The following is a 26,656-nucleotide window of genomic DNA, read 5'->3' on the forward strand; positions in this document are numbered from 1 at the left end:
CCTACTCCTTTATTATGCTTATTTTTTAGTTATTTTAATATTAATTTCAAAGTCACCAAATTGGACATTGTGGTGTTCGGAATCTGAAGATGGTTGAAGTATTGTGTTCTCGACTCTGCATAACTCTTGGATTAAAGCGTTCTTCTTCTGGGTCTTTCCTATTGAACCTGAATAACTTCTTGGTGGATTTGCCTGCAATTCTAATAGTTCTGATAAAATATCGTCTCTTGTTCTCATATTTATTGCCTCCTAATTTGATAGTTACAATAAAACAGCTCATCTTAAGATTAAGAAGAGCTGTTTAGAGAATCTTCTTATCTTTCAAGTTAAACTTGTTGGATTTAGCACAGTACATACGCCTGTTGCTGAGGTTTCATCGGGCCAATTCCCTCCGCCTACTCTTAATAAGACTACGAGCTATTTTATTGTTTCTTAATCATAACGAATTAATTGCATTTTGTCTAATTTTTAAAAGCTAAATGTTTAAAAATTTTGAGATGGTCTATATATTAAATGAATATGAAGCATAGGAGGAATAAATTATGAAGTATAAAATGCTTTCTTTATTATTGTCAGCAGGTATCGTGTTAGCAGCATGTGGTAATGGTGACGATGATAATAATGATAAAAAAGATAATCAAAATGATGAAAAAACAGAACAAACAACTAAAGAAAATAGTAACGACGATCAAAATACAGATGATGACCAAGATTCAAATGATGATCAAGATTCAGACGATGATCAAAACACAGACGATGATCAAAACACAGATGACGATCAAAGTTCTGACAAAGCAACTGAAAATACAGTGAAATGGGATGACGTTAAAGTCTCTCCAGAAGATGCTGTGAAAGCTGCACAAAAAGAATCAAAAGGTGAACTTAAAGATCTATCGTTTGAAAAAGAAACAGGCGAGTGGAGTTATAAAGTTGAATTAGTAGATGGAACAAATGAAAATAAAGTACTCATAAATGCAGATGATAAATCTGTTACGAATGTTGAAAAAGAACAAGAAGATAGTGATGATAATGATCAAACATTCAAATTATCAGATGTCGCTAAATTTGAAGATGCACTTAAAGTAGCACAAGACAAAGCTAAAGGTGATATTAAAGAATGGTCACTAAGTGAAGACAATGGCAAACTTGTTTATTCTATTGAACTAAAAGAAGGTAATAAAGAATCAACAGAATTTACAATTGATGCTAAGTCTAAAGAAATTCTAGAACAAGAAACAGATTAAATTATTATGAAGCATAGGATAATTCATTTTATCCTATGTTTTTTTATGTTCATTGAATGATTATCATTATCAATTAATAATTCGGAAGAAGTCTGAAAAGATTTTCATTATATAAATACTATAGGTACAGTCTTAGATTTGTATTTTTGATGAATTCTATAAAATTTTTATTGACTATTACACATTATAGGCATAAATTAAAGATGATAATGATAATCAATTAGGTGGGGGGTGTTATGATGAAAAAGTTAGCAACAACTTTATTAGCAAGTACTTTAATTTTAACAGCGTGTGGGAATAGCGCTGATAAGAAAGAAAATGAAGATAAAAAAGAAACAAAGGAAACGAAAAAGTCTGAAAAAGCGGATTTCTCAAAAGAAACAAAAGCTTATAAAGATTTTACAACTGAACAATTAGATAAATTCTTAGCGGATACTGAAAAATTCGTTGAAGCGGTTAAAGCAGACGATATCGAAAAAGCGAAAGAAATTTATCCTACAGCGCGTATGTACTACGAAAGATCTGAGCCAGTTGCTGAAAGTTTCGGTGATTTAGATCCAAAAATTGATGCACGTTTAGCAGATATGAAAGAAGAAAATAAAGAAGACGAATGGTCTGATTATCACAAAATTGAAAAAGCATTATGGGAAGATAATACAACAAAAGATATGGCACCAGTTGCTGATCAATTATTAAAAGACACTAAAGAGTTACGTGCAAAAGTAGATACAGTAGATGTTACACCTAAATTAATGTTACAAGGTTCAATCGACTTATTAAATGAAGTATCTAGTTCTAAAATTACAGGTGAAGAAGAAATTTATTCACACACAGACTTATATGACTTTAAAGCAAACATCGAAGGTGCAGAAAAAATCTTTGAAATATTTAAAGATAAAGTAGCAGATAAAGACAAAAAACTTGCTGACACAACTCAAGAAAGATTTGATAATGTTAATAAATTATTAGATCAATATAAGACTAAAGATGGTGGATATGAAGATTATACGAAACTATCTAAAGATGAAACGAAAAAACTTTCTGAAGCTGTCGATAAATTAGGGGAATCTTTAAGTCAAATGGCTGTTATTACGGAGTGATGATTGATGTCTAATAATGAAAATCATATAGCTAGAAGGGATTTTCTTAAGATCGCTGGTGTTGGTGGCGTAAGATTACTGATAGGTTCTACAGGTGTAGGCGGTACTTTTCTTGCATCTCAATACTTTGCTAAAGATAAAACAGGCGTAAAAAATAAAATCAATTTCTATGGTAAATATCAGTCTGGCATCACGACAGAACAACAAAAACATGTATACTTTGTCGTTCTGAGCATTAACAAAATGTCAATTTCAGATGTTAAAGAAATGTTTAAAATATGGACAAATTATAGTGTTCATTTAATGAATGGTGAATTTGTAAAAGAACTTGGTAAAAACAAAATGTTACCTAGTCCAGATACAGGGGAGACGATTGGCTTAGACGCCAGTCGTCTGTCTCTTACTTTTGGTATAAGTCCTTCATTCTTTGAAAAAGTTGGATTGAAAAAGCATAAACCAGATTTATTAAAAGATTTACCACATTTTCCTAAAGATCAAATTGATGACAACTATTCAGGTGGAGACATTTGTATACAAGCATGCTCAGATGATCCACAAGTTAATTTTCATGCCATTAGAAATTTAATTAGAGTGGCTAAAGGTGAAGTTTCAATGAAGTGGAGCCAAGCAGGATTTAACTCATTTGAAGAAAAAGATGGTAAGAAAGAAACACCTAGAAATTTATTCTCTTTTAAAGATGGAACAGGTAATCCTAATGTCCAAAATAAAAGTGATTTGAATGAATACGTCTTTATACAAGATGGCTGGGCTAAAAATGGGTCATATTTAGTCGCAAGAAGAATTCAAATGTTGTTAGAAACATGGGATAGAACGGCTTTAGGTGAACAAGAAGCGACATTTGCTAGATACCGTCATTCTGGTGCGCCAATTGGTAAAGAAAAAGAATTTGATACATTTGACCCTGATATTAAAGATAAAAATGGCGAGAACTTGATAGAAAAAGAGTCACATGTCAGTTTAGCAAAAGCAGCTAAAACGAATTTATTAAGAAGATCTTTTTCATATTCAGATGGTATAAATGCCAATACAGGCACTTTTGATGCAGGATTACTCTTTCTATCATTCCAAAAATCACCTGAACAATTTATTAAAATCCAAAGTAAAATGGGTGCTATTGATAAATTAAATGAATATATTACACATCGAGGTTCAGGTATTTTTCTATGTTTACCAGGTGTCCAAGAAGGAGGATATTTAGGTGAAACGTTATTCAATCGTATTTAGTTTAGTCGCAATACTATTTATGCTGTTGTCTTTGACCGCTAAAGCAGAAACGAGTTTAAGCGATATTTATATTAGTGTGACGGATGCCAAATCGTCGATACAAGATAAAGACGAAAAGGCATTCGATAAGCATTTCAAAGAGATCAAAGATAATTGGCAAAGTACGAATAAAAAAGACCATAAACTTGTGAAAAAAATAGATCAAGATATCGAAAAAGTTGAAAAAACAACGTCTCAAAAAGATAGAGAAAGTGCGCTAAATACACTGACTTCTGATTTAATTGATTATGAAAAAGTATTAAATCCTGTTGATAAACAGAAGAAACGAGATCAGTTACAAAATGAAATGCAGCCATTGATTAAGAATATAACAAAGGCGATTTCAGATAAAGATTTTGAAAAAGCAAAAACGATTAACAATCAATTAAATGCGACTTGGACAAAGAATGAAAAAATTGTTCGAGAAGAAGATATTGGCAGATATGGTCAAGTTGAAACTGCATTAATGTTTACAAGAATTGAATTAACGAAAGATAAAGTAGACGCTAGTAGTGCACAAATGCAAGTTGATCAATTGAAAAAAGAACTTGATGATTACCATGCAGGGAAAAAATCAGATGCTAAAACAAGCGATCAAGATGTTAACATTTTAAATGAACATTTAGATACTGCGATTAAAAATATAAAAAATGATGATTTAGCGAAATCAAAGCAAGCGTTACAACAATTTATTATTGCATGGCCAAATGTTGAGAGTGAAATTAGCACGAGAAATGGTGCGTTGTACACTAAAATAGAACAGAAAATTCCTCAATATGCAGGTCAACTTGATGCAGATAATAAAGATGACATTGGTAGCCAGTTAGAAACGCTCAATCAAGAAATTAAATCAACCATTTCTAAGACGAGCTATACATTTTGGGATGCAGCTTTAATCTTATTACGTGAAGGTGTAGAAGCACTGCTCATTATTATGGCATTGCTTACTGTAACACGTAAATCTGAACAAAGAAAAGCATCAAAATGGATTGTTACAGGCAGTGTCATCGGTATTGTATTAAGTATTGCGTTAGCTTTCATATTTAAAGCGATATTTGAAAACCTAGGTTCAACAAGAGAATTAACAGAAGGTATAGTAGGTATTGGATCTGTGATATTAATGATTATCGTAGGTATCTGGTTGCACTATAAATCAAGTTTAGATTCGTGGCAGAACTTCATCAATAAAAATATGGATAAAGCTATGTCTACAGGAAGTATCGTTACTTTCGGGTTAGTCGCATTCTTATCTGTATTTAGAGAAGGTGCAGAGACGATTATCTTCTATTTAGGTATCGTTGGGAAAATTTCAACATGGTCATTAATATTAGGAATTATCGTCGCATCCGTCATACTGGCGTTAATCGCAATCTTCTTTAACCAAATTACAAAATGGATACCAATACATCGCTTATTCTTTATCATGTCATTATTCATATTTATATTGGCATTTAAAATATTAGGCGTAAGTATCCATACATTACAAATATTAAACATAGTACCACAACATACAATTAATCACTTACCATTCATAGACTTAATAGGATTTTATCCAACATACGAAACATTGATACCACAATTAGCATTAGTCATTTTAGTTGTGATTTATTATGCAATGAGTAAGAAAAAATAGAGTAATTTAAAACGCTAAGACAAAGCCATTTGTCTTAGCGTTTTTTAGTATTCGTGATAATTAACATAATAAACTTGATCAATAAATTCTTGTATGAGTTCATCTTCATATTTGTCTGCTAACTTCTCACTCATCTTTTCATCTAAAATTATATTGTCACTTATATAATCTTGATAATGTCTAATCTCATGTGCTAATATTCTTAAAATATTTAAATCACTATCGAAAAGTGACATTTCTTTTTTTAATTGTTCATAGCTATGTGTGGAAACGACTATTCTCGGATACTTAAATAAAGATTCGGGATATTGGAAGTAACCTAAAGAATCTTCGAGTTCTTTATGCGTAATATGAATATTAACTTTTAAAGGGAATTCCAATTCTTTTTTAATGAAATTTCTAAATTGTACAAAAGCCTTCTTTAAATGAGCACTTATTTCAGAATCAAACTTCAACGTAAGTCCATCTTTATAAAGTGTAGAACTATTATTATAACAAAATAAATATTTGTAAGTTAAATAATAACTGTATTTTCTAATGTTATATTCAAATCGGTCAAAATGATCAATGAGTTCTTTATGTGTAACTTTTTCGTACTCTAAAGTATAGAATTGTGCGATATGATAATTTAAATCATGTAAAATTTCAGAAAGTGCATATTCCAATCTGTTTACAATAATGTTATTGCTCTTCTTAGACACAAGATATTCTTCAATATTATATAAAGAATAATATATATGACGATTATCAAAGTCTACTTGGCAATCTGAAAGATAACCATAAGAACTTATTGGAGCATCATGGATAAAAATTTTAATGTTTTGATTTAATATGTTATTTCTATTTATCCATTTAATATAATTATTGATGCTTAGAACTACACTTGTGTGATTACTTTTATTTATTACTGTTATTTTATTCATCTTCATCATCCTCAAACACTTCTTACAATAAATTATCTATACATTCCAAATATTGTCAATTGAATCTCGCAATCATTCATGACATTTGTCATATGATATTCGTGACAGTTTGTACTTATAACGGGTGGTGTGATTTTTTATAATATAAGTAACTTATAAAGGACGGTGATGATTGTGATTGATGTTCAAAATGTAACGAAAATCTATAATCAGAAAAAAGTTGTGAGTGATGTTTCTTTTCAAATTAATGAGGGTGAATGTACGGCTTTAATTGGTCCAAATGGTGCTGGTAAGTCTACTTTGATTGATATGATTATTGGTGACAGACATCCTAATGACGGGCAAATTATTAGTGATAATCAACAATTAGATAAGAAGCGGATGGGTATTTTGTTTCAAACGACGGCTTTTCCGGATGTGATGAAAGTTAAGGAGTTGTTTTATCTTTTTAAGTCTTTTTATAAAGATACGATTTCGATAGAAACTTTTAAAGAAATTACTCGATTTGATAATGATAAACTTGAACAATTTGCTGCTAAATTATCTGGTGGTGAACGCAGAATATTGGATTTTACATTATCTATTATTGGGAAACCGGACTTTGTCATTTTGGATGAGCCGACAAGTGCGATGGATACTGAAATGAGGAAGCATTTCTGGAAAGTGATTGAGGAAATGAAACAAGAAGGTAAAACGATATTTTATACTTCTCATTATATTGAAGAAGTTGAAAGAATGGCTGACCGAGTTGTTGTACTTAATAAAGGTGAGCTTGTTATGGATAGTACACCTAGAGCGATACGTCATAGCGAAAATAAAACAATGATTCAAATTCCTTTATCGAAAAAAGAAGTAGTGAATGTCCTTAAAAATGTTTCGGTTGAAGCATCTAAAGATATGCTCATCATTACGACTGAAGATGTAAATCCTGTAATTAAAGCTTTTATAGACTATGGCATTGATTTTAATGAGGTAGAAATTATTAAAGAGTCATTGATGGATACGATATTTTCAAAAAACGAAGAAAGGGTTTGATGAGATATGTTATGGGCGTATTTTAAATCTGAATTATTATTGTTAACTAGAAAAAAATCATATTTAATACTTTCGATTATGTTGCCGTTAGTATTTTATTTAATATTCACAGCACTATTAGATTTACCTAAAGAATACGAAGCTAAATTTTATAAAGAATATATGTTTAGTATGGCGACGTTCAGTTTAAGTAGTTTCTGTATTATGACATTTCCATTAGAGATGATAGAAGATAAGAAAATTGGATGGTCTAAAAATTTATTCAAAACACCTTTATCACCAAGTTATTACTATGCAGGGAAAGTAATGAAACTCATGTGCATGTTTTGTTTAGCTATTATCGCTTTATTTTTAACAGGAGCTTTTTATAAAGGTGTTGAAATGTCAGCAGGCGAGTGGATTGGCTCAGGATTGATGTTATGGGTTGGATCTAGCATGTTTTTATCAATGGGCGTTCTTATATCTCAAATAAAAGATATCCAAAAAGCTAGTGCTATCGCGAATATCATATATTTAGGACTTGCTGTATTGGGAGGACTTTGGTTCCCGACAGATCAGTTTCCAGATTGGTTAAAGCACGTATCGTATGCAACACCTACTTATAATTTAAGAGAACTCTCTTTATCTGTGACAACTCAAGGTGGTATACACTTTGTTTCACTTCTTATATTGGCAATTTATTGTATACTGTTTATAAGTATTGCGTTGATTATACGTAAAAAGACGGAAGTGGTTTAATGACATTATTAGAAAGAATTAAAGAGAATCCTATAGGTTCATCAAACTTAATTTATCTCATCTTTCCGATATTGAGTTTAACAGTACTTGGTCATAGAGGACCTTTATGGAGCGGTATATTGGTTACCGCTCTATTTACGATAAGTTATTTAATGATGATTTATGTAGATTTATCTAAAAGGCGCATGCTTAGAAGAATACTTTTAATGGTTCATTTTTTAGGTATATTTTATTTTGTAGACTTTTTTAATGCTTCTCATTTATTATTCTTTTTCTATGCAGCTTATATTATTCCATATGTTTTTCAAACTAAAATGAAATCTATCGAAGTATTAATGTATATTGTGTCGTTTATGATTGCTATTTATATTATTGCAGTTGATCATAGAGACTATTTAATTATTATGATACCTATGAGTATTGTTATTATATTTATTATGTTTGGAAATTTTAAAGCGTTAGAATCTGAACAGTTAAAAGAAGAAATTAGAAGTAAAAATGAACATATTAATACGTTAATTGCTGAACAAGAACGAAATCGAATCGGACAAGATTTACATGATACGTTAGGTCATGTGTTTGCGAATTTAAGTATTAAATCTGAACTTGCGATGAAATTAGTGGATAAAGATATTGATAAAGCGAAAGAAGAAATGGCGTCTGTGAATGAATTATCTAAAGAAGCACTTGTTAAAGTAAGAGCAATTGTAGATGATTTGAAGTTGCAATCTTTTGAAGAAGAAGTGAAGACGATGGAAACATTGTTAGAAAATGCAAACTTATCGTTTGAATTTAACAATGCTGACAGAGCTCAATCGCTCAGTCCAACTCGACAATCAGCACTGTCCATGATTTTGAGAGAAGCGGTTAACAATGTCATTAAGCATGCACAGGCTACTAAAGTAACGGGTGAAATCGTTGAAGAAAATAAATATTTAACATTGGTAATCATAGATGACGGCATAGGTATGAAACACATTGATGAAGATGATTTTAAGAGTATCAAATATCGTGTTCATGCATTAAATGGCCAATTAAAAGTAAGTAATTTAAATAAAGGATTAAAAATGACGATCACATTGCCTAGAGGGGGTGACACATTATGATATCAATTGTTATAGCAGAGGACCAAGAAATGTTACGGAAAGCCATGGTTCAATTGATGGAATTGAATGATGAATTAAGTATTTTAGGAGACTTTTCAAATGGAGAAGATGCGTTGGAAGGAATTCAAAGTCACGAGCCAGATGTAGCAATACTAGATGTCGAAATGCCTAAAATGACAGGATTAGAAGTATTGAAAAAAGTAAAAGATTCGAATTTAAATACGAAAGTCATCATCGTTACAACTTTTAAAAGACCAGGATACTTTGAGAGTGCAGTAGCAAACGATGTTGATGCATACGTATTGAAAGAACGATCAATCGATGAACTCGTCGAAACAATTAAAAATGTGATGGACGGTAAGAAAGAATATAGTGAATCTTTAATGACATCAATGTTTAAAGATAGAAATCCATTAAGCCCGAAAGAACAACTCGTATTGAAAGAAATAGGCAAAGGCTTATCCAGTAAAGAAATATCAAAAGAATTATATTTATCAGACGGCACAATTAGAAACTATACATCGATAATTATAGATAAATTAGAAGCAGATAACCGATTTGACGCATGGCAGAAAGCAATCGAAAAAGGATGGATATAGTGAGGTGCAAGGGTAGTAGAGGTAAGTAGAGAATTTCTGGACCGATAAAAAAATTTACCGGTCCAGAAACGGGAAATATGGACCGATAAAATAAAATATCGACCCGAAAACGGAATTTACAGGCCGATAAAATAAATTACCGATCCGAAAACGGGATTTCCAGGCCGATAAAATAAAATATCGACCCGAAAATAGTATTACCAGGCCGATAAATGAAAAGCTGAGCCATCATTTGATGATGCGCTCAGCTTTCTTATTGATTATTTTGTTTTTACTGTGTGTATAAACTCATATAATCCGTTTAGTTGATCGAGTTGTTGATTACAATGTTCACTATCATGGCAAATATAATTACCATTTTTAGTATATGTTCCATCACCTTTTGATTTTGTTGTTGATAGAAACATGGAAACATTGGATTCTTTCTTACATATACTACAGATTCCGGGCTTAATGGTAGGTGATAAATCTCCTGATACACCTATCAATTTATCATCTTCATAAAGCACGATAAATTTCTTTTGTTTACCAGAATCATTCCAACCTATATATGAAGACTCTTTTAAGTCTATGTTATCCCATTCTGGATGTTTTAATTTCTTGGTCTTTTTAAAGATTTTTTCAAGTTGCTTACTTGAAGGCTGTTCAAATGGAATTACGTAGCTTTTAAGTCCAAATAATAATTTCTCAATTTGTGCTCGAGAAATCTTTTTATTCATAATGATTTTTGTGAAATCTTCTATTTCAGAATGCTTTTCTTCAAAAAGCTGTGAAATATGGTCGTATGTTATAGCTTGAAACGTATCGATTGTTTTTATATCATTTACAGATTTATAAACGTTAAATAACTGTTCTGATTTTTCTTTAATACTAACGAATTGATATGGTTTAATGTAATTATTCATATTAAATCCCTTCTTTTAAATTATTTCCTTTGATCGTTGGGTATGAATAATTGTAGAGAACATGACACATTTAGTAGCATCTTAAGATCCCTCCTTATTAGACACTAGTATAGTCCTTTAACCATGTAATTTCAAATGTATATTATTATAAAAATTATTCGAAATAGTGTAAAATTAAAAGACAACCGAATATGGTTGGAATTTTTTATTATATGGAGGAATTAATTAATAATTGGGGACCACAATTAGTTTAATCACGTTTATTGTATTACTCGCTTTAACCGGATTCTTTGTTGCGACAGAATTTGCAATTGTAAAGGTCAGATCATCTAGAATTAACTACTTAGCAGAACAGAATTATAAGAACGCTCAACCAGCTAAAAAGGTAGTCGAACATCTTGATGAGTATTTAGCAGCATGTCAGCTAGGTATTACCATTACAGCACTTGGAATTGGTATGGTTGGCGAATCAACATTTGAGTTTATTCTACATCCACTTTATAGTAGCTTCGGATTATCAGAAACGGTTATTCATGTCTTAACATTAGTTAGCGCATTTATTATCGCAACTTATTTACACGTTGTAGTAGGTGAAATGGCGCCAAAGACAATCGCAATTCAAAAAGCTGAACAAGTTACATTATTCTTTGCAAGACCGATCATACTGTTTTACAAATTATTATATCCTTTTATTTTTATTTTAAATGGGTCAGCAAGAATGATATTGAGCTTATTTGGTATGAAGCCTGCGAAAGAGTCAGAATTATATCACTCTGAAGAAGAATTGAAGATGTTGATTAAAGAAAGTCACCAAGGCGGGGAAATTTCATCAACAGAACTAGAACATATTAATAAAGTCTTTATTTATGATGAACTTGTCGTCAAAGATTGTATGATTTCTAAAGATAATATGACAATGATCAATAGTGATGCTAGTCAGCAAGAAGCCATTCAATTTGTAAAGAATGGCTATTATACGAGATATCCAGTTTATCAAGATAATAAAACGAATGTTATTGGATATTTACATGCGAAAGATTTATTGAAAGACAACATACAAGATATAACTGAATTGATTCATGAAATCATATACGTCAAAGAGGCAGATGCCATCCAAAACGTATTAGATAAAATGAAAAAACAACGTGCACATATCGCAATTGTTCATAATGAACACGGTGAATTAGCAGGTATGATTACGATGGAAGACATACTTGAAAATATTGTCGGTAACATTGAAGATGAACACGATAAATAGACGTAAGAAGAACCTGAGCCAAAAAAATGGCTCAGGTTCTTTTATTCTGCCTGTTTATTTTTGGGTGGCCAGATGAAATACGAGATGGTGATAGCTAAATCAATAATGAGCACTATTGACCAAATGTGAATAACGCCATCCATAGCTTCTGTTCTGCTTTTATCATGAATTAAATAAATGATTAAATGTAGAATACCTGTCCCTATAATGTAAGAGAGTAAATGTTTAAACCAACTTTTCGCATATAGTATAGCATACGCGAATCCACTAGGTTTCTCAGGCTTGCTACCTTCTTTCATGACATAATATCTGAAGCGGTCATCTGCCCATTGAATCATACTTTTACCAAAGATAATTGAAACGGATATATAAACAGCAGCAATAGCGTGAGGTGTTTCGGCAGTTGCGCCATTCATTAAATCCACAGCTGTTGTAATTAATAGAATCAAATCAATTACGGGTGTAAGTGCTAGAAAAATGAGCCCAAGCTTTTTCTGTCTGAAGACATATCTTGTGACGAGTCCAAGTAATATAACGACCCAGAAAGCAACTTCACAAAAAATAATGAGCCACACAATAAAATTCATGATTATCCTCCTTTATTTCGTAAGCTTTGAAATTTCTTCGAATACTATCGCTTCAATATCTTCATTAGAGGTCTGTTCTGGATTTAACAATTTATGTAGTGCTAATCCATCAATTAATGCGTGAAGTCTCATTGAATTAAGATGTATATTGATGTTGTCATTTAATAAGTTATCGCGTTCTAAAATCGTTAATACCGTTACACATAATTCGTCTAATCCATCATCTAAAGTACTTTGTCCATATTCATGACTGTCATATCGAAAGGCCATCCATACTTCCATATCAGCTAATCTTTCTTCGTCTAACGGTAAAACGGTGAGTAAGCATGCTTTTACTTTATCAATTGTGTCTTGGTTATCAGACGTGAGTATTGCTTCGATTCTCCTTCTTACTTTTAGTTCTACTTCAGACATAACTGCACTGAGTAATTCTGAATGACTTGGAAAATAATATCTAATTTGTCCCGGTGTCATTTGTGCGAGTTTTGCAATTTGTCTAACCGTAGATCCCTTTGCACCATTTTCAACAATTGATTGAAAAGCATATTGAATAATTTGTTCTTTTTTTTCTTTATGATTAATAATTTTTGGCATAGTAGAAGTCTAACATATTTTAATACGCCTGTGTTAAATAAAAGTTTGAAAAATAAAATATATTAAATAATAAAAGTATAAAAATGCATTGACATTAACGTTTGCAATACATATGATGAAATTATAAATTGTATTTTACAAAATCTTTACATTCTTTACAAAAAATTAATAATAGGAGGTATGAGTATGGTGAATTTCTTGAAACCAGCGAAACATATAGATCCTCTGCCAAGTGAGCAGGTAGATGATACATATAAGAAATTGAGACTACAAGTCTTTATAGGGATATTTCTTGGTTATGCTGGTTACTATTTATTAAGGAAAAACTTTTCACTTGCGATGCCAGCATTAATTGATGAAGGCTTTAGTAAGACTGAATTAGGGTTTGCTTTATCAGCTATTTCAATTGCATACGGTTTTAGTAAATTTATTATGGGTACAGTGAGTGACCGGAGTAACGCAAGAATATTTTTAACATTAGGTTTAGTATTAACGGCAATCGTTAATTTATTGATGGGTTTTATACCGGTCTTAACATCTAGTGTATTTATCATGTTTATTATGCTTTTCTTAAATGGTTGGTTCCAAGGTATGGGATGGCCACCATCTGGAAGAGTACTTGTACATTGGTACAGCGTTAGTGAACGTGGCGGTAAGACAGCTATTTGGAATGTCGCGCATAATGTTGGTGGCGGATTGATGGCACCGATAGCTTTACTTGGTATTTCAATTACAGGAACATTGTCATTTGGTTATTTAAAAGGATTTGAAGGTGCGTTTATATATCCAGCTATTATCGCGTTAATTATTGCGATTATTTCATATGTTCTAGTTAGGGATACACCACAATCTATGGGATTACCACCGATTGAAGAATATCGAAATGATTACCCTAATAAAGAGCAGAAAACGTTAGAAGTAGAGCTTTCAACAAAAGATATTCTCTTTAAATATGTATTGAATAACAAATGGGTTTGGATGATTGCTATCGCAAATATCTTTGTTTATTTTGTTAGATATGGTGTGTTAGACTGGGCGCCAACATATTTAAGTGAAGAAAAAGGTTTCGATTTAAATGCATCAGGTTGGGCATACTTCTTATATGAATGGGCAGGTATTCCCGGAACATTATTATGTGGTTATATTTCAGATAAAGTGTTCAAAGGTAGAAGGGGTCCAGCAGGATTTATATTCATGTTAGGTGTGACAATCGCTGTCATTGTATATTGGTTAAATCCAGCAGGAAACCCATTAGTAGATAATATCGCATTAGTCGCGATAGGATTCCTAATATACGGACCTGTTATGTTGATTGGTTTACAGGCATTAGATTATGTACCTAAAAAAGCAGCAGGTACTGCAGCAGGATTAACTGGACTGTTTGGTTATTTAGGTGGAGCTGTAATGGCTAATATCATTATGGGATTAACTGTTGATAAATTAGGATGGGATTCAGGATTCTTATTATTAACAATCATTAGTGTCCTTGCGATGTTAAGTTTCATCTTAACTTGGAACAAACGTGGACAAGAAGTTGTAAAATCATAATTATATAAAGTGAAAAGAGACTAGGGCATTTTACCTTAGTCTCTTTTTCTATTTAATGATAAACGTTCGCGAAATTCGATGACACGATTCAATAAATTCTCACTTAATAAATTGTATGATTCTTTCAAAATATTAAAACATTTACCTTAATCTGATTTTCTTCAATTTATATATTTATGGATTAAAGTTTTCGAATTATAATAACGTCATTATAATTCTATATTTTTACATAAGTAATTCGATGTTTACTTCTGGGATTCGGATTAAATTTATTAAGATATCAAAGAATTAGGAGATTTGTTGTGAGAAATATATATGAAATCAAATACCTAAAATATTCTGCTACTAAATATCGCAATCATATAGGTATTTCTTTTTTTGTAGTATTAAAGGGTCGTGTTATGGTCACGATCAAAGAGCATAGTAAAGAATATAAAGAAGGGGAAACGTTTGTTGTTAAACATAATGAGTGGTATAAACTCGATGTGTCAGATGGGAATATCGTTGTACAAATTCATCTGTATGAGTCAATCATAACAACGATGATACCAGAGTTACTTTCATATCATCAGCATGTGGGTATGCAATCAAAGTTAGTCCCTTTGAGAGATCATTTAATTTGCCTGTGTGATTTATATTTAATACAAGAAAACAATCGTAATTTAAAAATAATGAAGCAACTTATTACGATATTGGAATTTTATAGAGAACGATTGACGGTTTATTCAAAAGAATGTCAAATTGTTAATCGGCATATGAACCCAATAATTGATGAAATTAAAGATTACATTTATGAGCATTATAATGAACGTATAACAATCAATACATTCACCGATAAATATCATATTTCTGAATCGTATTTTTCGAAATTATTCAAAGAACAAATGGGTGTGAATTTTAAAGATTATTTAACGGACATTAGATTGTTAAATAGCACGTATGATTTAATTCATACACAAGAAAAAGTAATCGACATTTCTGAAAAACATGGCTTTTATAATGGTTCATCTTATATTTATTCTTTTAAATTGTATTATGGTGTTACACCGAAAAAGTATCGTGATATGACACAACGTAAACAAGCACAAATTGAACGACAAAGCTTTTTTAATGAAGTAGATCGTGAGCGAGATTTATCAGATGAGGAAGTTAAATATTATTTAAAAAAGTTTCAAGAGGATTATTCAAGTATGATATGTACATAAAACTTTCGCATTTTTAACAAAATAAAACCTCCCAATCTTTTATAAGGTTAAAGAGATTGGAAGGTAAATGATTCGTATTATGATTGTGCGATGTATTTTTTAATAACTTCTTTGTTCTTTTCTTTGAAGACATCGTTGTGGCTCGATACACGGCCGCCTGCTTGTGCTTCAGGGTCGATATAGCTTTTAGCTAAGTTTGCAGCATTTGCAGCATCATTGAAACAAGAAGCAATCAAATGAACTTTTGCATCATGTTTAATGATATCCCCAGCACCGAAAATACCAGGAACTGAAGTTTGAGCATTTCCTAAACCTTCAATAAAGAATTCATTCACTAAATTAACTTTAGTTTGTGCGTTATGAAGTAATTCTGATTCACGATCAAAACCATGACTAATGATGACTTCATCAACAGGTATGATTTCTTGTTCCTTTGTATCAACATGTTCTAAAACAACTTCTGTGATGACTGGTTTATCAGGATCACTGTTAAGTTGCTTAATAACCATACTTGGTTTCTTAGAGATATCAAGCTTATCTAATAATTGTTTCATATGCTCATGACCAGAAATTTCTTCTTTTCTGTAGCAAAGCGTAACACTTTTCGCATATTCTGATAAATCACAAGCCCAGTCTAATGCAGAGTTTCCCGCTCCCGAAATTAATATGTGCTTGTCTTTAAACTTCTGAATTGACTGCACAACATAATTTAAATTAGATAATTCAAAACGCTCAGCACCTTCAATATCTAAAGTTAATGGTTTAATAATGCCACTACCAACAGCAATAATGACAGATTTTGAATGATACTCATGACCTTTTTCTGTATATATAATAAAATGTTGTTCTTCAACTTTTTTAATATCAATAACTTTTTCTTCTAAGCACACTTCTGGACCGAAATGTAAGCCTTGTTGAACTAAATCTTGAATAACTTCATAACAAGGTTTTGGCGCAAGTGCCCCTATATCCCAAATGACTTTTTCAGGGTAGACGTGCATTTTACCGCCTAATTTATTTTGGAAATCAACTATTCTAACACTCATTCCTCTTAACCCAGAATAGAAACTTGCAAATAATCCCGCTGGCCCCCCGCCGATAATCGTAACGTCTGTAATATTCATCAGTCATGATTCCTCCTAATTATTTCAACTTACGATTATTATCCTATATTTGCAAATGATAATCAATATCAATGACGGAATTGTCATAATTTTTTAATTAAATACATATGTAAAATATTTTTAGATGAATAAAAAATGGTCGAGAATACTTGTGTGAATCGGGAGTGACAGGGGGTGTATTTCAGTGATTTTGAAAAATGAGTGTGAGTTAGGGATGTCGTTAGGGACAGAATTCCGAGAAATGTCCGCAAGAGAGGTTGTTAGGGACAGAATTCCGAGAAATGTCCGTAAGAATGGCCCGCATAATTACCAGAGTTCGAAATAATGGAAGTTACAGCATTCTAACTACCACAATTCCGAATAATGAAAATTAGCACACTCATACATAATGAAAGGCTGAGACAATTTTCATGTCTCAGCCTTCTTATCATACTTATGCGATTGGGAAGAGTGATTCGATAAGTTGAATGTTCTCTTCAGTTAAGTTGACTTCTAATGTTTTTAAGTTGTCGATAACTTGTTCGCCTCGTTTAGCGCCTGGTATGATGACATCTAGAGATGGTTTTGTTAAATAATATGCTAACACAATATGTGCTACGTCTACGCCATGCTCTTGTGCGATTTCTCTAAGTTTGTCTACTTTTTTTAGATTTTCTTTAAAAGCTTCACCTTTGAATTCAGGTTTTTCTGCTCGTAAGTCATCAAACGTTGTATTTTCATCATATTTACCTGCTAATAATCCTGCAGCTAATGGGAAATATGGAATAAATATAATATCATGTTCTGCTGTGTATTCTAAGATGTGTTCATTCTCACGATTTAATAAATTATATTCATGTTGAATAACATCTACATTACCATTTTTATTGGCTTCTTTAAGTTGTTCTAAAGTGAAGTTAGAAACGCCGATTGCCTTAATTTTTCCGGCATCTTTTAATTCTTGTAAAGCTGCAACTGCTTCGTCTTTAGGTGTTTCGTCATCTGGGAAATGAATATAATATAAATCTATATAGTCAGTTTGTAATCTTTTAAGGCTGTTTTCAACTTGTTCTTTTAAAAATGCAGGTTCGTTAGATAATTTCGTATCATCACCGTCAAAGTAGTGAGCGCCTTTAGTAGCGATCACGACATCTTCGCGATTGTATTCTTTAACGACTTCTCCGACAAGTTCTTCTGATCTTCCTGGACCATAGATGAAAGCAGTGTCTAATAAATTAACGCCATTGTCTAAGGCAGCTCTAACGACATTTTTACCTTGTTCTTCATCAAGGTTTGGATATAAATTATGACCACCAACAGCATTTGTTCCTAAACCAATTGGGTTAACTTCAATATTTGATTTACCTAATTTTACGCGCTTTGCCATTTCAATCATCCTTTTCTCATTGTTTGTTTTAAATTTGAATAAGTTTGAATTAAAATTCTTCATAAGTTGCTGGGTCTTGATCTTTAAGACGTCCATCAGCTTTTGTTAATGCATCGATTGCGTGTAAATCTTCTGATTCTAAATAGAAATCAAACACATCTAAATTTTGTAGTTGTCTAGCATTAGATGTTGATTTTGGAATTGGAACAATACCATTTTGAACATGCCATTTTAAAATGATTTGTGGAATTGTTTTATTATATTTTTCAGCGATTTTACCAATTTCTTTATCGTTTATGACTTCTGAAGCGCGACCTAATGGACTCCAAGCTTCTATTATAATACCTTTTTCTTGATGATATTCGAGTACATCTTTTTGGTTGAAATAAGGATGTAATTCTATTTGGTTAACTGCAGGTAGTACGCCAGTTTCTTTTTCTAATGTATCAATATGTTCTTCTAAGAAATTACATACACCAATAGATTTAATAAGGCCAAGTTTCTGTGCGTCTATGAGTGCTTTCCAAGCTTCAACATATTTGCCTTGTTTAGGATTTGGCCAGTGAATTAAATATAAGTCAATATATTCTACACCTAATCGATAAATCGATTCTTGTATAGCAGTAATGGCTTGATCATAACTATGATAACGACCAGGTAGCTTTGATGTTACGATAATTTGATCGCGACTAACATGGCTTTCTTGTATCGCTTTTCCGACAGTACCTTCATTTTCGTAGTTATATGCAGTATCTAATATGCGATATCCGTTGTTTAATGCATTTACGATTGCATGAACACCTGATGATCCATTCAATTTATACGTACCAAATCCTACTTGCGGTAACACTTGTCCATCATTTAAATGATAATTTTCCATGATAAAATGCCTCCTATATAAATATAATGACTGTACACTTTTAAACTATATCATACCTCTTTTTGTAGATAGGAATAATCAGCTTATAAATATTTTTTGTAAAACGTATTGAATTCATATAGTGAATGTAGTAAGATGTATCTCATTGCGCAAGATAAGTAGCTAATAGCTAGAGTCATATTATTGAGAAAAGAAGGGTTAAAATGGAGCGTGTATGTGTCATATCATTAAGCATTATAGATGCAATCATGATACTCATGTTGGTACTGTTTAATACGGCAATTATTTCTAATATTTATGTATTAACAGTTTATGCTTTAATCATGGTACTGGTTTCTGGTTATATCGTATATTTAGCTATCAGTATGAAATGTGATCAATCTATTAATCAATTTGATCAATTTTCTAAATAATTAAATTTAACGAGTAAAAATGTATATGATTGAAAATTCCACGAATAAGCCTTTATGGTTTGTTCGTTTTTTTATTTATATAAAAATCGTAAATAGTATGTAAAAATGTAGTAACATACTTTTACGTTGCATGTTATAATAATGGTGCTTTTAATTAAACGAAAAGGGTGGACAATAAACAATGTTTTTAATCATCAACATAATTGGTTTGTTGGTATTCATTGGTGTCGCTTTTCTTTTTTCTAGAGACAAAAAGAATGTTGATTGGAAATCAGTCTTAATACTAATTGTCATTAACTTAGTATTAGCATGGTTCTTCACACAATTTTCTTTCGGGGCGAGATTCGTTAAAGGTGCGGCTGACGGCGTATCATGGCTTTTAGAATCTGCTTTTTCGGGAATTGGATTTGCATTTGGTAGCTTTACAGCACCAGGACCAGGGAAAATGGATATGGCAGTTTCAGCGTTACTACCAATTTTACTAGTTGTACCAGTATTCGATATTTTAATGTATTTAGGTATTTTACCGAAATTTATTTCAATGTTAGGTTGGGTTATTTCAAAAGTAACAAGACAACCTAAATTTGAGTCATTCTTCTCAATTGAAATGATGTTCTTAGGAAATACGGAAGCATTAGCAGTTTCATCTAAACAATTAACATCTATGAATAAAGTCAGAGTACTTACGCTTGCAATGATGTCTATGAGTTCTGTATCAGGGGCAATTGTTGGTGCGTATGTCACAATGATACCAGGAGAATATGTATTAACGGCAATACCATTAAACATCATTAATGCGATTATTGTAACAACAATTTTAAATCCATTTGATATAGACCCAGAAGATGATATCGTGGCTGAGATAGACGAAGGGGAAAAACAGCCATTCTTCTCATTCTTAGGGGATTCAGTTATCAATGCAGGTAAACTTGTATTAATCATTATCGCATTTGTTATCGCATTTGTTGCGATTGCAGACTTGATCAATAAATTACTAGGTATTATGGATCCAATTCCATATTTACCAAACATAAGATTAGAGTATATCCTCGGAATCTTTATGTTCCCATTTGCAATTTTACTTGGTATGCCAGTTGGAGAAGCGTGGGTAGTTGCTCAACAAATGGCTCTTAAGATTGTAACAAATGAATTTGTTGTCATGAGCACGATCAGTAAAGAAATAAGTGAGTATTCAACACATAGAGCAGCAGTAATTAGTACATTCTTAGTATCATTTGCTAATTTCTCTACTATTGGTATGATAATAGGTACTTTGAAAGGTATCGTCAAAGAAGATGTATCTAATTTCGTATCTAAATACGTACCAATGATGTTGTTATCAGGTATATTAGTATCACTATTAACAGCAGCATTCGTTGGATTATTTGCTTGGTAAGTTCAATAAACACTTTTAAAGTTTAAATTTAAAAGCAACAAGCACATTTAATGTACTTGTTGCTTTTTTTTATAAAGGGGGATATATCATGCTCAAAAAAGTATTAGATATATCGAGTATTGTTTTGTGGTTAATTTCTGTCATATTAATAATGATTAACTTTGCTGATTTACCTGACAAAATTCCGAGTCATTATAATTTTGCAGGAGATGCAGATGCATGGTCGACTAAGACTTTTATATTCTTTATGCCTGTATTAGGATTATTGTTATGGCTTATGCTTCATTATTTAGCCAGCAATCCAAAGTTAGATAAATACATACATGTTCCATCACTTTATGGTCAACCAAATAAAGCCCAAATTGAAAATGCTAAATTATTAATTTACTTTATTAAATTTGAAATGATGGCATTATTTACATTTCTCGTCATTAAAGACTTGTATACGGCGCTTGGTATGCCTTTTAAATTGGGTGTTTGGGAATCGATAATTATTTTAAGTGTGTTAGGCGTGACGATTATCATATTTATGGCTCGAAATCATATGTTAGATAAAAATGAAAATACGAAATGAGTGAAGATAAATCTCTGAATGTACTTGGCCAAGTAGTGATTTAATGAAAAAATATCACGAAGATGAATGGTGTAGAATTAATAAAAATGATGATTACATCTTTGAGATGCTATCATTAGAAGGTGCGCAAGCTGGCCTGTCTTGGGAAACGGTCATTCAAAAGCGTGAAGCCTATCAAGCAGCTTTTAAACAATTTAAAATTGATCAATGCGCAGCGTTAACAGATGAAGAATTAGAAAACATTAAAACTGAATATAATGTCATTAAACATATAGGTAAGATAAAGTCCGTAAAAAGTAATGCATTATTAGTTCAAGAAATACAACAAACATATGGTAGCTTTGCAGATTTTCTTTGGTCATATGTAGATGGCAAGCCGATTATAAATGAATGGCAGGACATGTCAGAAGTTCCGGCAGAAACAGAGCTTTCTATTAAATTAAGTAAAGACTTAAAGAAATTAGGCTTCAAATTTGTTGGACCTAAAATTATGTATTCTTTCTTGCAGAGCATCGGTATTATCGATGATCATCTCATTACCTGTCCATATCACAGTTATAATAGAAATAAAAAGGGTTAGGACAATCGTTAAAGCTTGTCCTAACCCTTTGTGTTATTTCAAAATTATGCATCTTTGTCATTATTAAGATTTGTTTGAATAAATGATTCTACTGAATCTCTTAATTCGTTAAATTTCTCGGTATCCATGTTCAAATCTTTGAATGTTTTGTAAATTTCTTCTAAGATTTGACCTTGTGTTTCGACACCTGATTCAGTAAGAGAAACACGTAAGTTTCTTTCATCATTAATCGCTCTTTCACGATTAACGAATCCTTTTTCTTCAAGTTTCTTTAATAACGGTGTTAAAGTCCCAGAATCTAAGTATAGTCTGTCGCCTAAAGTTTTAATATTGATTACTTCGTTTTTATCTATAGCTACAAGAACGATATAACCTGTATATGTTAGGTTATATTTCTTCAATATCGGTGTATATTTTTTTATAAGCTCTTTTGACGCAACATATAACATGAATCCAAGTTGTTTGTTGATTGGTGGTATATCCATTTCATTATCCTCCTTACGTCAAAATTAAGCCTATTATGAAATGAAAACAAAGTCAAGCTATTTACGAAATGTTCATAAAATAGAAAAAATATCGCACTCAATTCAGTTTTGGAAAATCTCAGTTATAATATAAATTAGAATTTTTTTGAAAGAAAAGTTAAATTGTAATGTTATTTTTGATATTCTATTATAGATATAAAGATAAAGTGAGGTGTATAGTATATGAATCAACAACGTTATCCTAAATCTTTAGTTCAAGAGATTGTGATGAATGCTGGTTTAGTCTTGTTAGAAGCGGGATCGGAGGCTTTTAGAGTTGAAGATACGATGTATAGAATGGCTAAACGATTAGGGTATCCGAATAATCAATGTTATGTCAGTTCAACGATTATAAATTTCGCTTTAGATATTGATGATAATATTAGAGTTTATAGAGTTAGTAAACGAGATACTAATTTAGGCAATATCCACCGAGTAAATAATATTTCTAGAATGTTAGATAAAGGGCAAATATCTGCTGAAGAAGCATTGAAGCGTATTCGTACTATACATAAATCTCCATTACCATACTCATTACCGTTTAAAATGATTGCTGCAGGTTTCATTTCGATTTTCTTCCTATATTTATTTAGTGGACATAAAGAAGATATCATCGCTACATTTATTGGTGGTGCAATAGGTTATTCTATAGTAGAAATCCTACATTCATGGACACGTGTTAAATTTATAGCAGAAATTATAGCGGCAAGTGTCATCGCATTAATCGCCATTTATAATCAAATGTTATTTGGAGGAGAAGCGTTAAATATTGCGATTATATCTGCAGTTATGCCGATTGTGCCAGGTGTACTTATAACGAATGCGATTCAAGATTTATTTTTAGGACAATTATTAGTTGGTATATCTAAAGGATTAGAAGCAACTTTTACTTCTATTGCCATTGGTGTAGGTGTAGGTATCGTGTTGTTAATATTCTCATAAGAGGTGAATTATGGTTATAACGATAATATTAAACATTGTATTTAGTTTTGGTACGTCATTCTTATTTGCTTTATTATTTAATTCACCTAAATATTTATTAACCCCGGCTGGTATCGTTGGTGCCATCGGGTGGGTTGCTTTTCAAACGGGTATGATAGTAAATGGATCTGATGTACAATCTTCATTTATTGGCGGTTTATTTATAGGTGTGGCAGGACATATCATGAGTAGAAAATTCTTCTCACCAGTTATTCTCTTTATTATTCCTGGTATCATACCACTTGTACCTGGGGGCACAGCCTATGAAGCAATTAAAAATTTAATATTAAATGATTATCATGAAGCATTAATTACGATGATAAAAGTTGCACTTATCTCAAGTTCAATAGCACTTGGGTTACTCATAGCAGATTTATTATCGAAAGTTTACTATAAATTTAAGAAACATCGACAATTAAATAAAGTTAAATAAAAAGGTTATCACGCATGTATTGTCATTAATAAGCGTCATAACCTTTTATTTTTATTCGTAAATATATTTAAGGACTTCTAATGCTTGGTCTACTGTCTCAACGGTGACATTCGCTTTGTTAGATAACTCTTTAAGTGGGTGAATTAAGTCAGTTGGTCGTATAAGTATTAACGGCTTGTTTAAAGCAATCGCCGTAGAAGCATCCATTGCCGTATTCCATTGTTTATATTTTTCACCAAATAATGCAATAACAACATCTGCTTTATTCATTAACACTTGTGTACGAAAATTATTAATATCAGAAGCGGCATGATCTTTATAATAATTATTAGGTTGCTCACCTAAAATAGATTCGCCAATATTATCAGAACAATCATGGTTAGTTTGTGGACCAACAAACGTTAGTGGTAAATTGTGCTGTTCCGCTTTCTGAGTGATTTCTTCTCTCCAATTATCATGAATTTGTCCTGCTAAATAAATCGTTAAATTTGTCATACGAATATTCACTCCTTTTTTATTAGTTTAACATATTTAAAACAATCGCTTTCTTTGATATGATTAGAAAAATATAAATAAAAAAGTATGGAAGAAGGCTCTCAATATGCATACAATCGAAATAACAGCTATTCAAGAAAATGAAATAGAAGCTTTATCAACAATATGTAGAACGACTTTTAAAGATACATTTATAGACGACATGCCACAAGAAGATATGAATCAATATTTTGAAGAAGCATATAATCATGAAATACTTTTAAGCGAACTGCAAAACAAAGAATCATGGTACTTCTTTGCCAAAATCAATCAAGAAATAGCAGGGTATATGAAACTTAACATTGGATCAGCACAAACAGAACCAATGGGAGATGACTATCTAGAAGTACAACGTTTATACATGTATAAACAATTTCAGTCAAAAGGAATTGGCAGTCAACTCATGAAAAAAGCCTTTGAAATTGCTAAAGAACAACAAAAATCAAAACTGTGGCTAGGTGTATGGGAACATAATCACCAAGCACTGAACTTCTATACTAAACATGGCTATAAAATAGTAGGATCTCATCAATTCGTAGCCGGTAATGACATATCAACCGACTATATCGTTGAGACAGAAATATAGTGATGAATATAATACATAAAAAAGAGACCTAATTCCAGGTCTCTTTTTTTAAGGTAAATATGAATCATTTTATAAATTCTACATAAAATCTGAAAAGTAATCTCTATATTTAAAGTTAACATATGATCCGATTATAAAAGTGATTAGGAGAAAAACAAAGTTATATATCACTAAATCCCAATTATTAATAAAGAACCATTCTTTATATAGAATCGCTGATCGGTATCCCTCAGCTAGAAAATAAATGGGGTTATATTTGATGATATTTATGACAATTTTATTATCTGGTAGATAAAGAATAGATGATACAAAAAATAACATTCTCATTAAAGCTTGTATAATCATTTGAGTGTCTCTGATTATTACATTTAAAGTCGATGTAAATATAGCTATAGATATCGAAAGTAAAAGTGCATATGGAATAAATATTAATAATTGTATTAAATATATAGATGGTGTGAATCCAGCAATAAAGCATATTAAAGTTATAATACCCAATATCACTAAATGACTATAAAATTTACTCACTACGATATAACTAGGTAATATTGAAATTGGAAAGTTCATTTTTGCTACTTGATAATATTTCATAGTAATAGACCTAGTTCCATCTAGAATCCCCTGATTAATAAAAACCACATACTTATTCCAACTATTAACCAATAAATAAAGGGAATATCTTCTATTTGCTGATTGTTTTTAAATCCAAGGCCAAAAATAAACCAGTATATTGCAATTTGGATCATAGGGTTTATTAACTCCCATGCCGTAACTAAATAGTTATTCGTATTTGCAATTCTAATTTCAAAATTAGCTAACCTTTTAATTAAATAAATATTTTTAACCTGTTCTTTTAAAATGAATACAAAAGATGACATACACGTGCGCCTACTTTATTTAATAATTATTGTTTTTACATAATTCAACTATAATTCCGTTTATTTGTAAATATTGTTTTGAAGTAGGCGATCTTTGTTGTAAAATTAACTTAAACGTAGTGAATCATAGGCAGAAAAATATATTATGTAAATCACTGCACCTTAGACAAAGGATCTTAATAATGGTGTATTTAGGAGTGATTGCATTGCTATTCTTAATAATTATTTTATTCATTGTAGGCTATACTGCTTTTGAAACATGGGGACAGGTTTATGGAATAAAGAGATATAATAAAAAAGTTTCCAAAAAGCTATTTAGAAGTATATTAGTAACAAATATAGTATTGTCTATATTATTTATCATTATCTTTGGTTTTGCTTATTAATCGAAGATATTAGAAATCATGTGTATTGAATTGGAAAAATTATGTTAATTTTACACATGACATGAAATGCAATAGGTGGTATAATGTTACTAACAAAAGCAATTGTTGTGACTCAACACCACCCCCCCTCACTACTGCCATAGTGAGGGGGTTTTTGATTGTGTAATTAAAACCATACGCTATGCGTATGGTACAGTATGGTTTCACCGTTGTATTAAAAAATGCATCTCTACATGCTAGAA

The 26,656-nt window shown here is 31.4% G+C and carries 28 protein-coding genes, 1 pseudogene and 1 riboswitch; of the genes and pseudogenes, 18 read left to right on the forward strand and 11 right to left on the reverse strand.

Annotated features, from left to right (window positions below; translation table 11 throughout):
- Positions 1 to 18: 18 nt before the first annotated feature.
- A complete protein-coding gene (locus LQ693_RS09090; RefSeq protein ID WP_107565284.1) occupies positions 19 to 237 on the reverse strand; it encodes a hypothetical protein in 219 nt (72 codons plus the stop codon).
- A gap of 74 nt (positions 238 to 311) precedes the next feature.
- A riboswitch (SAM riboswitch) is annotated at positions 312 to 411 on the reverse strand.
- Between the two features lie 131 nt (positions 412 to 542).
- Here LQ693_RS09090 and LQ693_RS09095 point away from each other — a divergent pair.
- The 4 genes from LQ693_RS09095 to LQ693_RS09110 all read left to right on the forward strand — a co-directional run bounded on the left by LQ693_RS09095 (position 543) and on the right by LQ693_RS09110 (position 5,261).
- A complete protein-coding gene (locus tag LQ693_RS09095) occupies positions 543 to 1,244 on the forward strand; it encodes a PepSY domain-containing protein (RefSeq protein ID WP_239703178.1) in 702 nt (233 codons plus the stop codon).
- A gap of 239 nt (positions 1,245 to 1,483) precedes the next feature.
- A complete protein-coding gene (gene efeO, locus LQ693_RS09100) occupies positions 1,484 to 2,344 on the forward strand; it encodes an iron uptake system protein EfeO (protein WP_239703177.1) in 861 nt (286 codons plus the stop codon).
- A 6-nt stretch (positions 2,345 to 2,350) separates the two neighbouring features.
- Positions 2,351 to 3,589, forward strand: a complete 1,239-nt coding sequence (efeB, locus tag LQ693_RS09105; RefSeq protein WP_239703176.1) for an iron uptake transporter deferrochelatase/peroxidase subunit — start codon at positions 2,351 to 2,353, stop codon at positions 3,587 to 3,589.
- On the forward strand, positions 3,564 to 5,261 hold the full coding sequence (locus LQ693_RS09110) for an FTR1 family iron permease (RefSeq protein WP_239703175.1): 1,698 nt from the start codon (positions 3,564 to 3,566) through the stop codon (positions 5,259 to 5,261). The genes efeB and LQ693_RS09110 overlap by 26 nt, the downstream gene beginning before the upstream one ends.
- A gap of 44 nt (positions 5,262 to 5,305) precedes the next feature.
- Here the strand turns inward: LQ693_RS09110 and LQ693_RS09115 are convergent, their stop codons facing one another.
- On the reverse strand, positions 5,306 to 6,184 hold the full coding sequence (locus tag LQ693_RS09115; RefSeq protein WP_107596436.1) for a hypothetical protein: 879 nt from the start codon (positions 6,182 to 6,184) through the stop codon (positions 5,306 to 5,308).
- A 168-nt stretch (positions 6,185 to 6,352) separates the two neighbouring features.
- On the opposite strand from LQ693_RS09115, the gene LQ693_RS09120 reads away from it, so the two are divergent.
- The 4 genes from LQ693_RS09120 to LQ693_RS09135 are packed head-to-tail and all read left to right on the forward strand — an operon-like array spanning position 6,353 to position 9,662.
- Entirely contained in the window at positions 6,353 to 7,219 is an 867-nt protein-coding gene (locus LQ693_RS09120) for an ABC transporter ATP-binding protein (protein WP_232157692.1), read from the forward strand.
- Positions 7,220 to 7,225: 6 nt separating this feature from the next.
- Positions 7,226 to 7,957: an ABC transporter permease gene (locus LQ693_RS09125; protein WP_106417328.1), complete on the forward strand. Its 732-nt coding sequence runs from the start codon at positions 7,226 to 7,228 to the stop codon at positions 7,955 to 7,957.
- Complete coding sequence (locus LQ693_RS09130) at positions 7,957 to 9,063, forward strand: sensor histidine kinase (protein WP_025904991.1); 1,107 nt, start codon at positions 7,957 to 7,959, stop codon at positions 9,061 to 9,063. Before LQ693_RS09125 ends, LQ693_RS09130 begins: the two co-directional genes overlap by 1 nt.
- The gene (locus LQ693_RS09135) at positions 9,060 to 9,662 is read left to right on the forward strand and encodes a response regulator transcription factor (RefSeq protein ID WP_025904992.1); all 603 of its coding nucleotides are present in this window, start codon (positions 9,060 to 9,062) and stop codon (positions 9,660 to 9,662) included. The genes LQ693_RS09130 and LQ693_RS09135 overlap by 4 nt, the downstream gene beginning before the upstream one ends.
- Before the next feature lie 260 nt (positions 9,663 to 9,922).
- On the opposite strand, the gene LQ693_RS09140 is transcribed toward LQ693_RS09135, so the two are convergent.
- Positions 9,923 to 10,567, reverse strand: a complete 645-nt coding sequence (locus tag LQ693_RS09140; RefSeq protein WP_107565278.1) for a FusB/FusC family EF-G-binding protein — start codon at positions 10,565 to 10,567, stop codon at positions 9,923 to 9,925.
- Positions 10,568 to 10,799: 232 nt separating this feature from the next.
- On the opposite strand from LQ693_RS09140, the gene LQ693_RS09145 reads away from it, so the two are divergent.
- Complete coding sequence (locus LQ693_RS09145; protein WP_025904994.1) at positions 10,800 to 11,825, forward strand: hemolysin family protein; 1,026 nt, start codon at positions 10,800 to 10,802, stop codon at positions 11,823 to 11,825.
- A gap of 41 nt (positions 11,826 to 11,866) precedes the next feature.
- On the opposite strand, the gene LQ693_RS09150 is transcribed toward LQ693_RS09145, so the two are convergent.
- Together LQ693_RS09150 and LQ693_RS09155 are read right to left on the reverse strand one after the other, a co-directional pair.
- On the reverse strand, positions 11,867 to 12,412 hold the full coding sequence (locus LQ693_RS09150) for a hypothetical protein (protein ID WP_025904995.1): 546 nt from the start codon (positions 12,410 to 12,412) through the stop codon (positions 11,867 to 11,869).
- A 12-nt stretch (positions 12,413 to 12,424) separates the two neighbouring features.
- Complete coding sequence (locus LQ693_RS09155; RefSeq protein WP_025904996.1) at positions 12,425 to 13,006, reverse strand: TetR/AcrR family transcriptional regulator; 582 nt, start codon at positions 13,004 to 13,006, stop codon at positions 12,425 to 12,427.
- Positions 13,007 to 13,195: 189 nt separating this feature from the next.
- On the opposite strand from LQ693_RS09155, the gene glpT reads away from it, so the two are divergent.
- Both glpT and LQ693_RS09165 read left to right on the forward strand, forming a co-directional pair.
- Positions 13,196 to 14,554 carry a glycerol-3-phosphate transporter gene (glpT, locus tag LQ693_RS09160; protein WP_239703186.1) on the forward strand — a complete coding sequence of 453 codons (1,359 nt, stop codon included), beginning with the start codon at positions 13,196 to 13,198 and terminating at the stop codon, positions 14,552 to 14,554.
- Positions 14,555 to 14,955: 401 nt separating this feature from the next.
- Positions 14,956 to 15,759 (forward strand): helix-turn-helix transcriptional regulator, encoded by an 804-nt coding sequence (locus LQ693_RS09165; RefSeq protein WP_232339571.1) that lies wholly within the window; start codon positions 14,956 to 14,958, stop codon positions 15,757 to 15,759.
- 77 nt (positions 15,760 to 15,836) lie between these two features.
- Here the strand turns inward: LQ693_RS09165 and LQ693_RS09170 are convergent, their stop codons facing one another.
- From LQ693_RS09170 to LQ693_RS09180, 3 genes are all read right to left on the reverse strand, one after another.
- On the reverse strand, positions 15,837 to 16,877 hold the full coding sequence (locus LQ693_RS09170; RefSeq protein ID WP_107565297.1) for an NAD(P)/FAD-dependent oxidoreductase: 1,041 nt from the start codon (positions 16,875 to 16,877) through the stop codon (positions 15,837 to 15,839).
- A 439-nt stretch (positions 16,878 to 17,316) separates the two neighbouring features.
- Positions 17,317 to 18,249, reverse strand: a complete 933-nt coding sequence (locus tag LQ693_RS09175) for an aldo/keto reductase (RefSeq protein ID WP_239703174.1) — start codon at positions 18,247 to 18,249, stop codon at positions 17,317 to 17,319.
- Between the two features lie 49 nt (positions 18,250 to 18,298).
- The gene (locus LQ693_RS09180) at positions 18,299 to 19,129 is read right to left on the reverse strand and encodes an aldo/keto reductase (protein ID WP_037589308.1); all 831 of its coding nucleotides are present in this window, start codon (positions 19,127 to 19,129) and stop codon (positions 18,299 to 18,301) included.
- A 203-nt stretch (positions 19,130 to 19,332) separates the two neighbouring features.
- On the opposite strand from LQ693_RS09180, the gene LQ693_RS09185 reads away from it, so the two are divergent.
- The 4 genes from LQ693_RS09185 to LQ693_RS09200 all read left to right on the forward strand — a co-directional run bounded on the left by LQ693_RS09185 (position 19,333) and on the right by LQ693_RS09200 (position 22,092).
- Positions 19,333 to 19,542, forward strand: coding sequence for a hypothetical protein (locus LQ693_RS09185; RefSeq protein WP_025905002.1), 210 nt, complete (start codon positions 19,333 to 19,335; stop codon positions 19,540 to 19,542).
- Between the two features lie 181 nt (positions 19,543 to 19,723).
- Positions 19,724 to 20,938, forward strand: coding sequence for a NupC/NupG family nucleoside CNT transporter (locus tag LQ693_RS09190; RefSeq protein WP_239703173.1), 1,215 nt, complete (start codon positions 19,724 to 19,726; stop codon positions 20,936 to 20,938).
- 88 nt (positions 20,939 to 21,026) lie between these two features.
- The gene (locus LQ693_RS09195; RefSeq protein ID WP_107565275.1) at positions 21,027 to 21,512 is read left to right on the forward strand and encodes a DUF1648 domain-containing protein; all 486 of its coding nucleotides are present in this window, start codon (positions 21,027 to 21,029) and stop codon (positions 21,510 to 21,512) included.
- 43 nt (positions 21,513 to 21,555) lie between these two features.
- Positions 21,556 to 22,092, forward strand: a complete 537-nt coding sequence (locus LQ693_RS09200) for a DNA-3-methyladenine glycosylase I (protein WP_239733059.1) — start codon at positions 21,556 to 21,558, stop codon at positions 22,090 to 22,092.
- Positions 22,093 to 22,136: 44 nt separating this feature from the next.
- On the opposite strand, the gene LQ693_RS09205 is transcribed toward LQ693_RS09200, so the two are convergent.
- Positions 22,137 to 22,577 carry a MarR family winged helix-turn-helix transcriptional regulator gene (locus tag LQ693_RS09205; protein ID WP_025905006.1) on the reverse strand — a complete coding sequence of 147 codons (441 nt, stop codon included), beginning with the start codon at positions 22,575 to 22,577 and terminating at the stop codon, positions 22,137 to 22,139.
- 222 nt (positions 22,578 to 22,799) lie between these two features.
- On the opposite strand from LQ693_RS09205, the gene LQ693_RS09210 reads away from it, so the two are divergent.
- The gene (locus LQ693_RS09210; RefSeq protein WP_107565274.1) at positions 22,800 to 23,558 is read left to right on the forward strand and encodes a threonine/serine exporter family protein; all 759 of its coding nucleotides are present in this window, start codon (positions 22,800 to 22,802) and stop codon (positions 23,556 to 23,558) included.
- Positions 23,559 to 23,568: 10 nt separating this feature from the next.
- Positions 23,569 to 24,030, forward strand: a complete 462-nt coding sequence (locus tag LQ693_RS09215) for a threonine/serine exporter family protein (protein ID WP_103360459.1) — start codon at positions 23,569 to 23,571, stop codon at positions 24,028 to 24,030.
- 51 nt (positions 24,031 to 24,081) lie between these two features.
- Here the strand turns inward: LQ693_RS09215 and LQ693_RS09220 are convergent, their stop codons facing one another.
- Positions 24,082 to 24,525 (reverse strand): YtoQ family protein, encoded by a 444-nt coding sequence (locus LQ693_RS09220; RefSeq protein ID WP_107565273.1) that lies wholly within the window; start codon positions 24,523 to 24,525, stop codon positions 24,082 to 24,084.
- A 106-nt stretch (positions 24,526 to 24,631) separates the two neighbouring features.
- Here LQ693_RS09220 and LQ693_RS09225 point away from each other — a divergent pair, with 106 nt between their 5' ends.
- Complete coding sequence (locus LQ693_RS09225; RefSeq protein WP_037589300.1) at positions 24,632 to 25,150, forward strand: GNAT family N-acetyltransferase; 519 nt, start codon at positions 24,632 to 24,634, stop codon at positions 25,148 to 25,150.
- 78 nt (positions 25,151 to 25,228) lie between these two features.
- On the opposite strand, the pseudogene LQ693_RS09230 reads toward LQ693_RS09225, so the two are convergent.
- Positions 25,229 to 26,028: pseudogene (locus LQ693_RS09230) on the reverse strand (ABC transporter permease).
- Positions 26,029 to 26,656: the final 628 nt, after the last annotated feature.

It is taken from the genome of Mammaliicoccus sp. B-M6, from assembly GCF_022386965.1.
Taxonomy (GTDB): domain Bacteria; phylum Bacillota; class Bacilli; order Staphylococcales; family Staphylococcaceae; genus Mammaliicoccus; species Mammaliicoccus sciuri_A.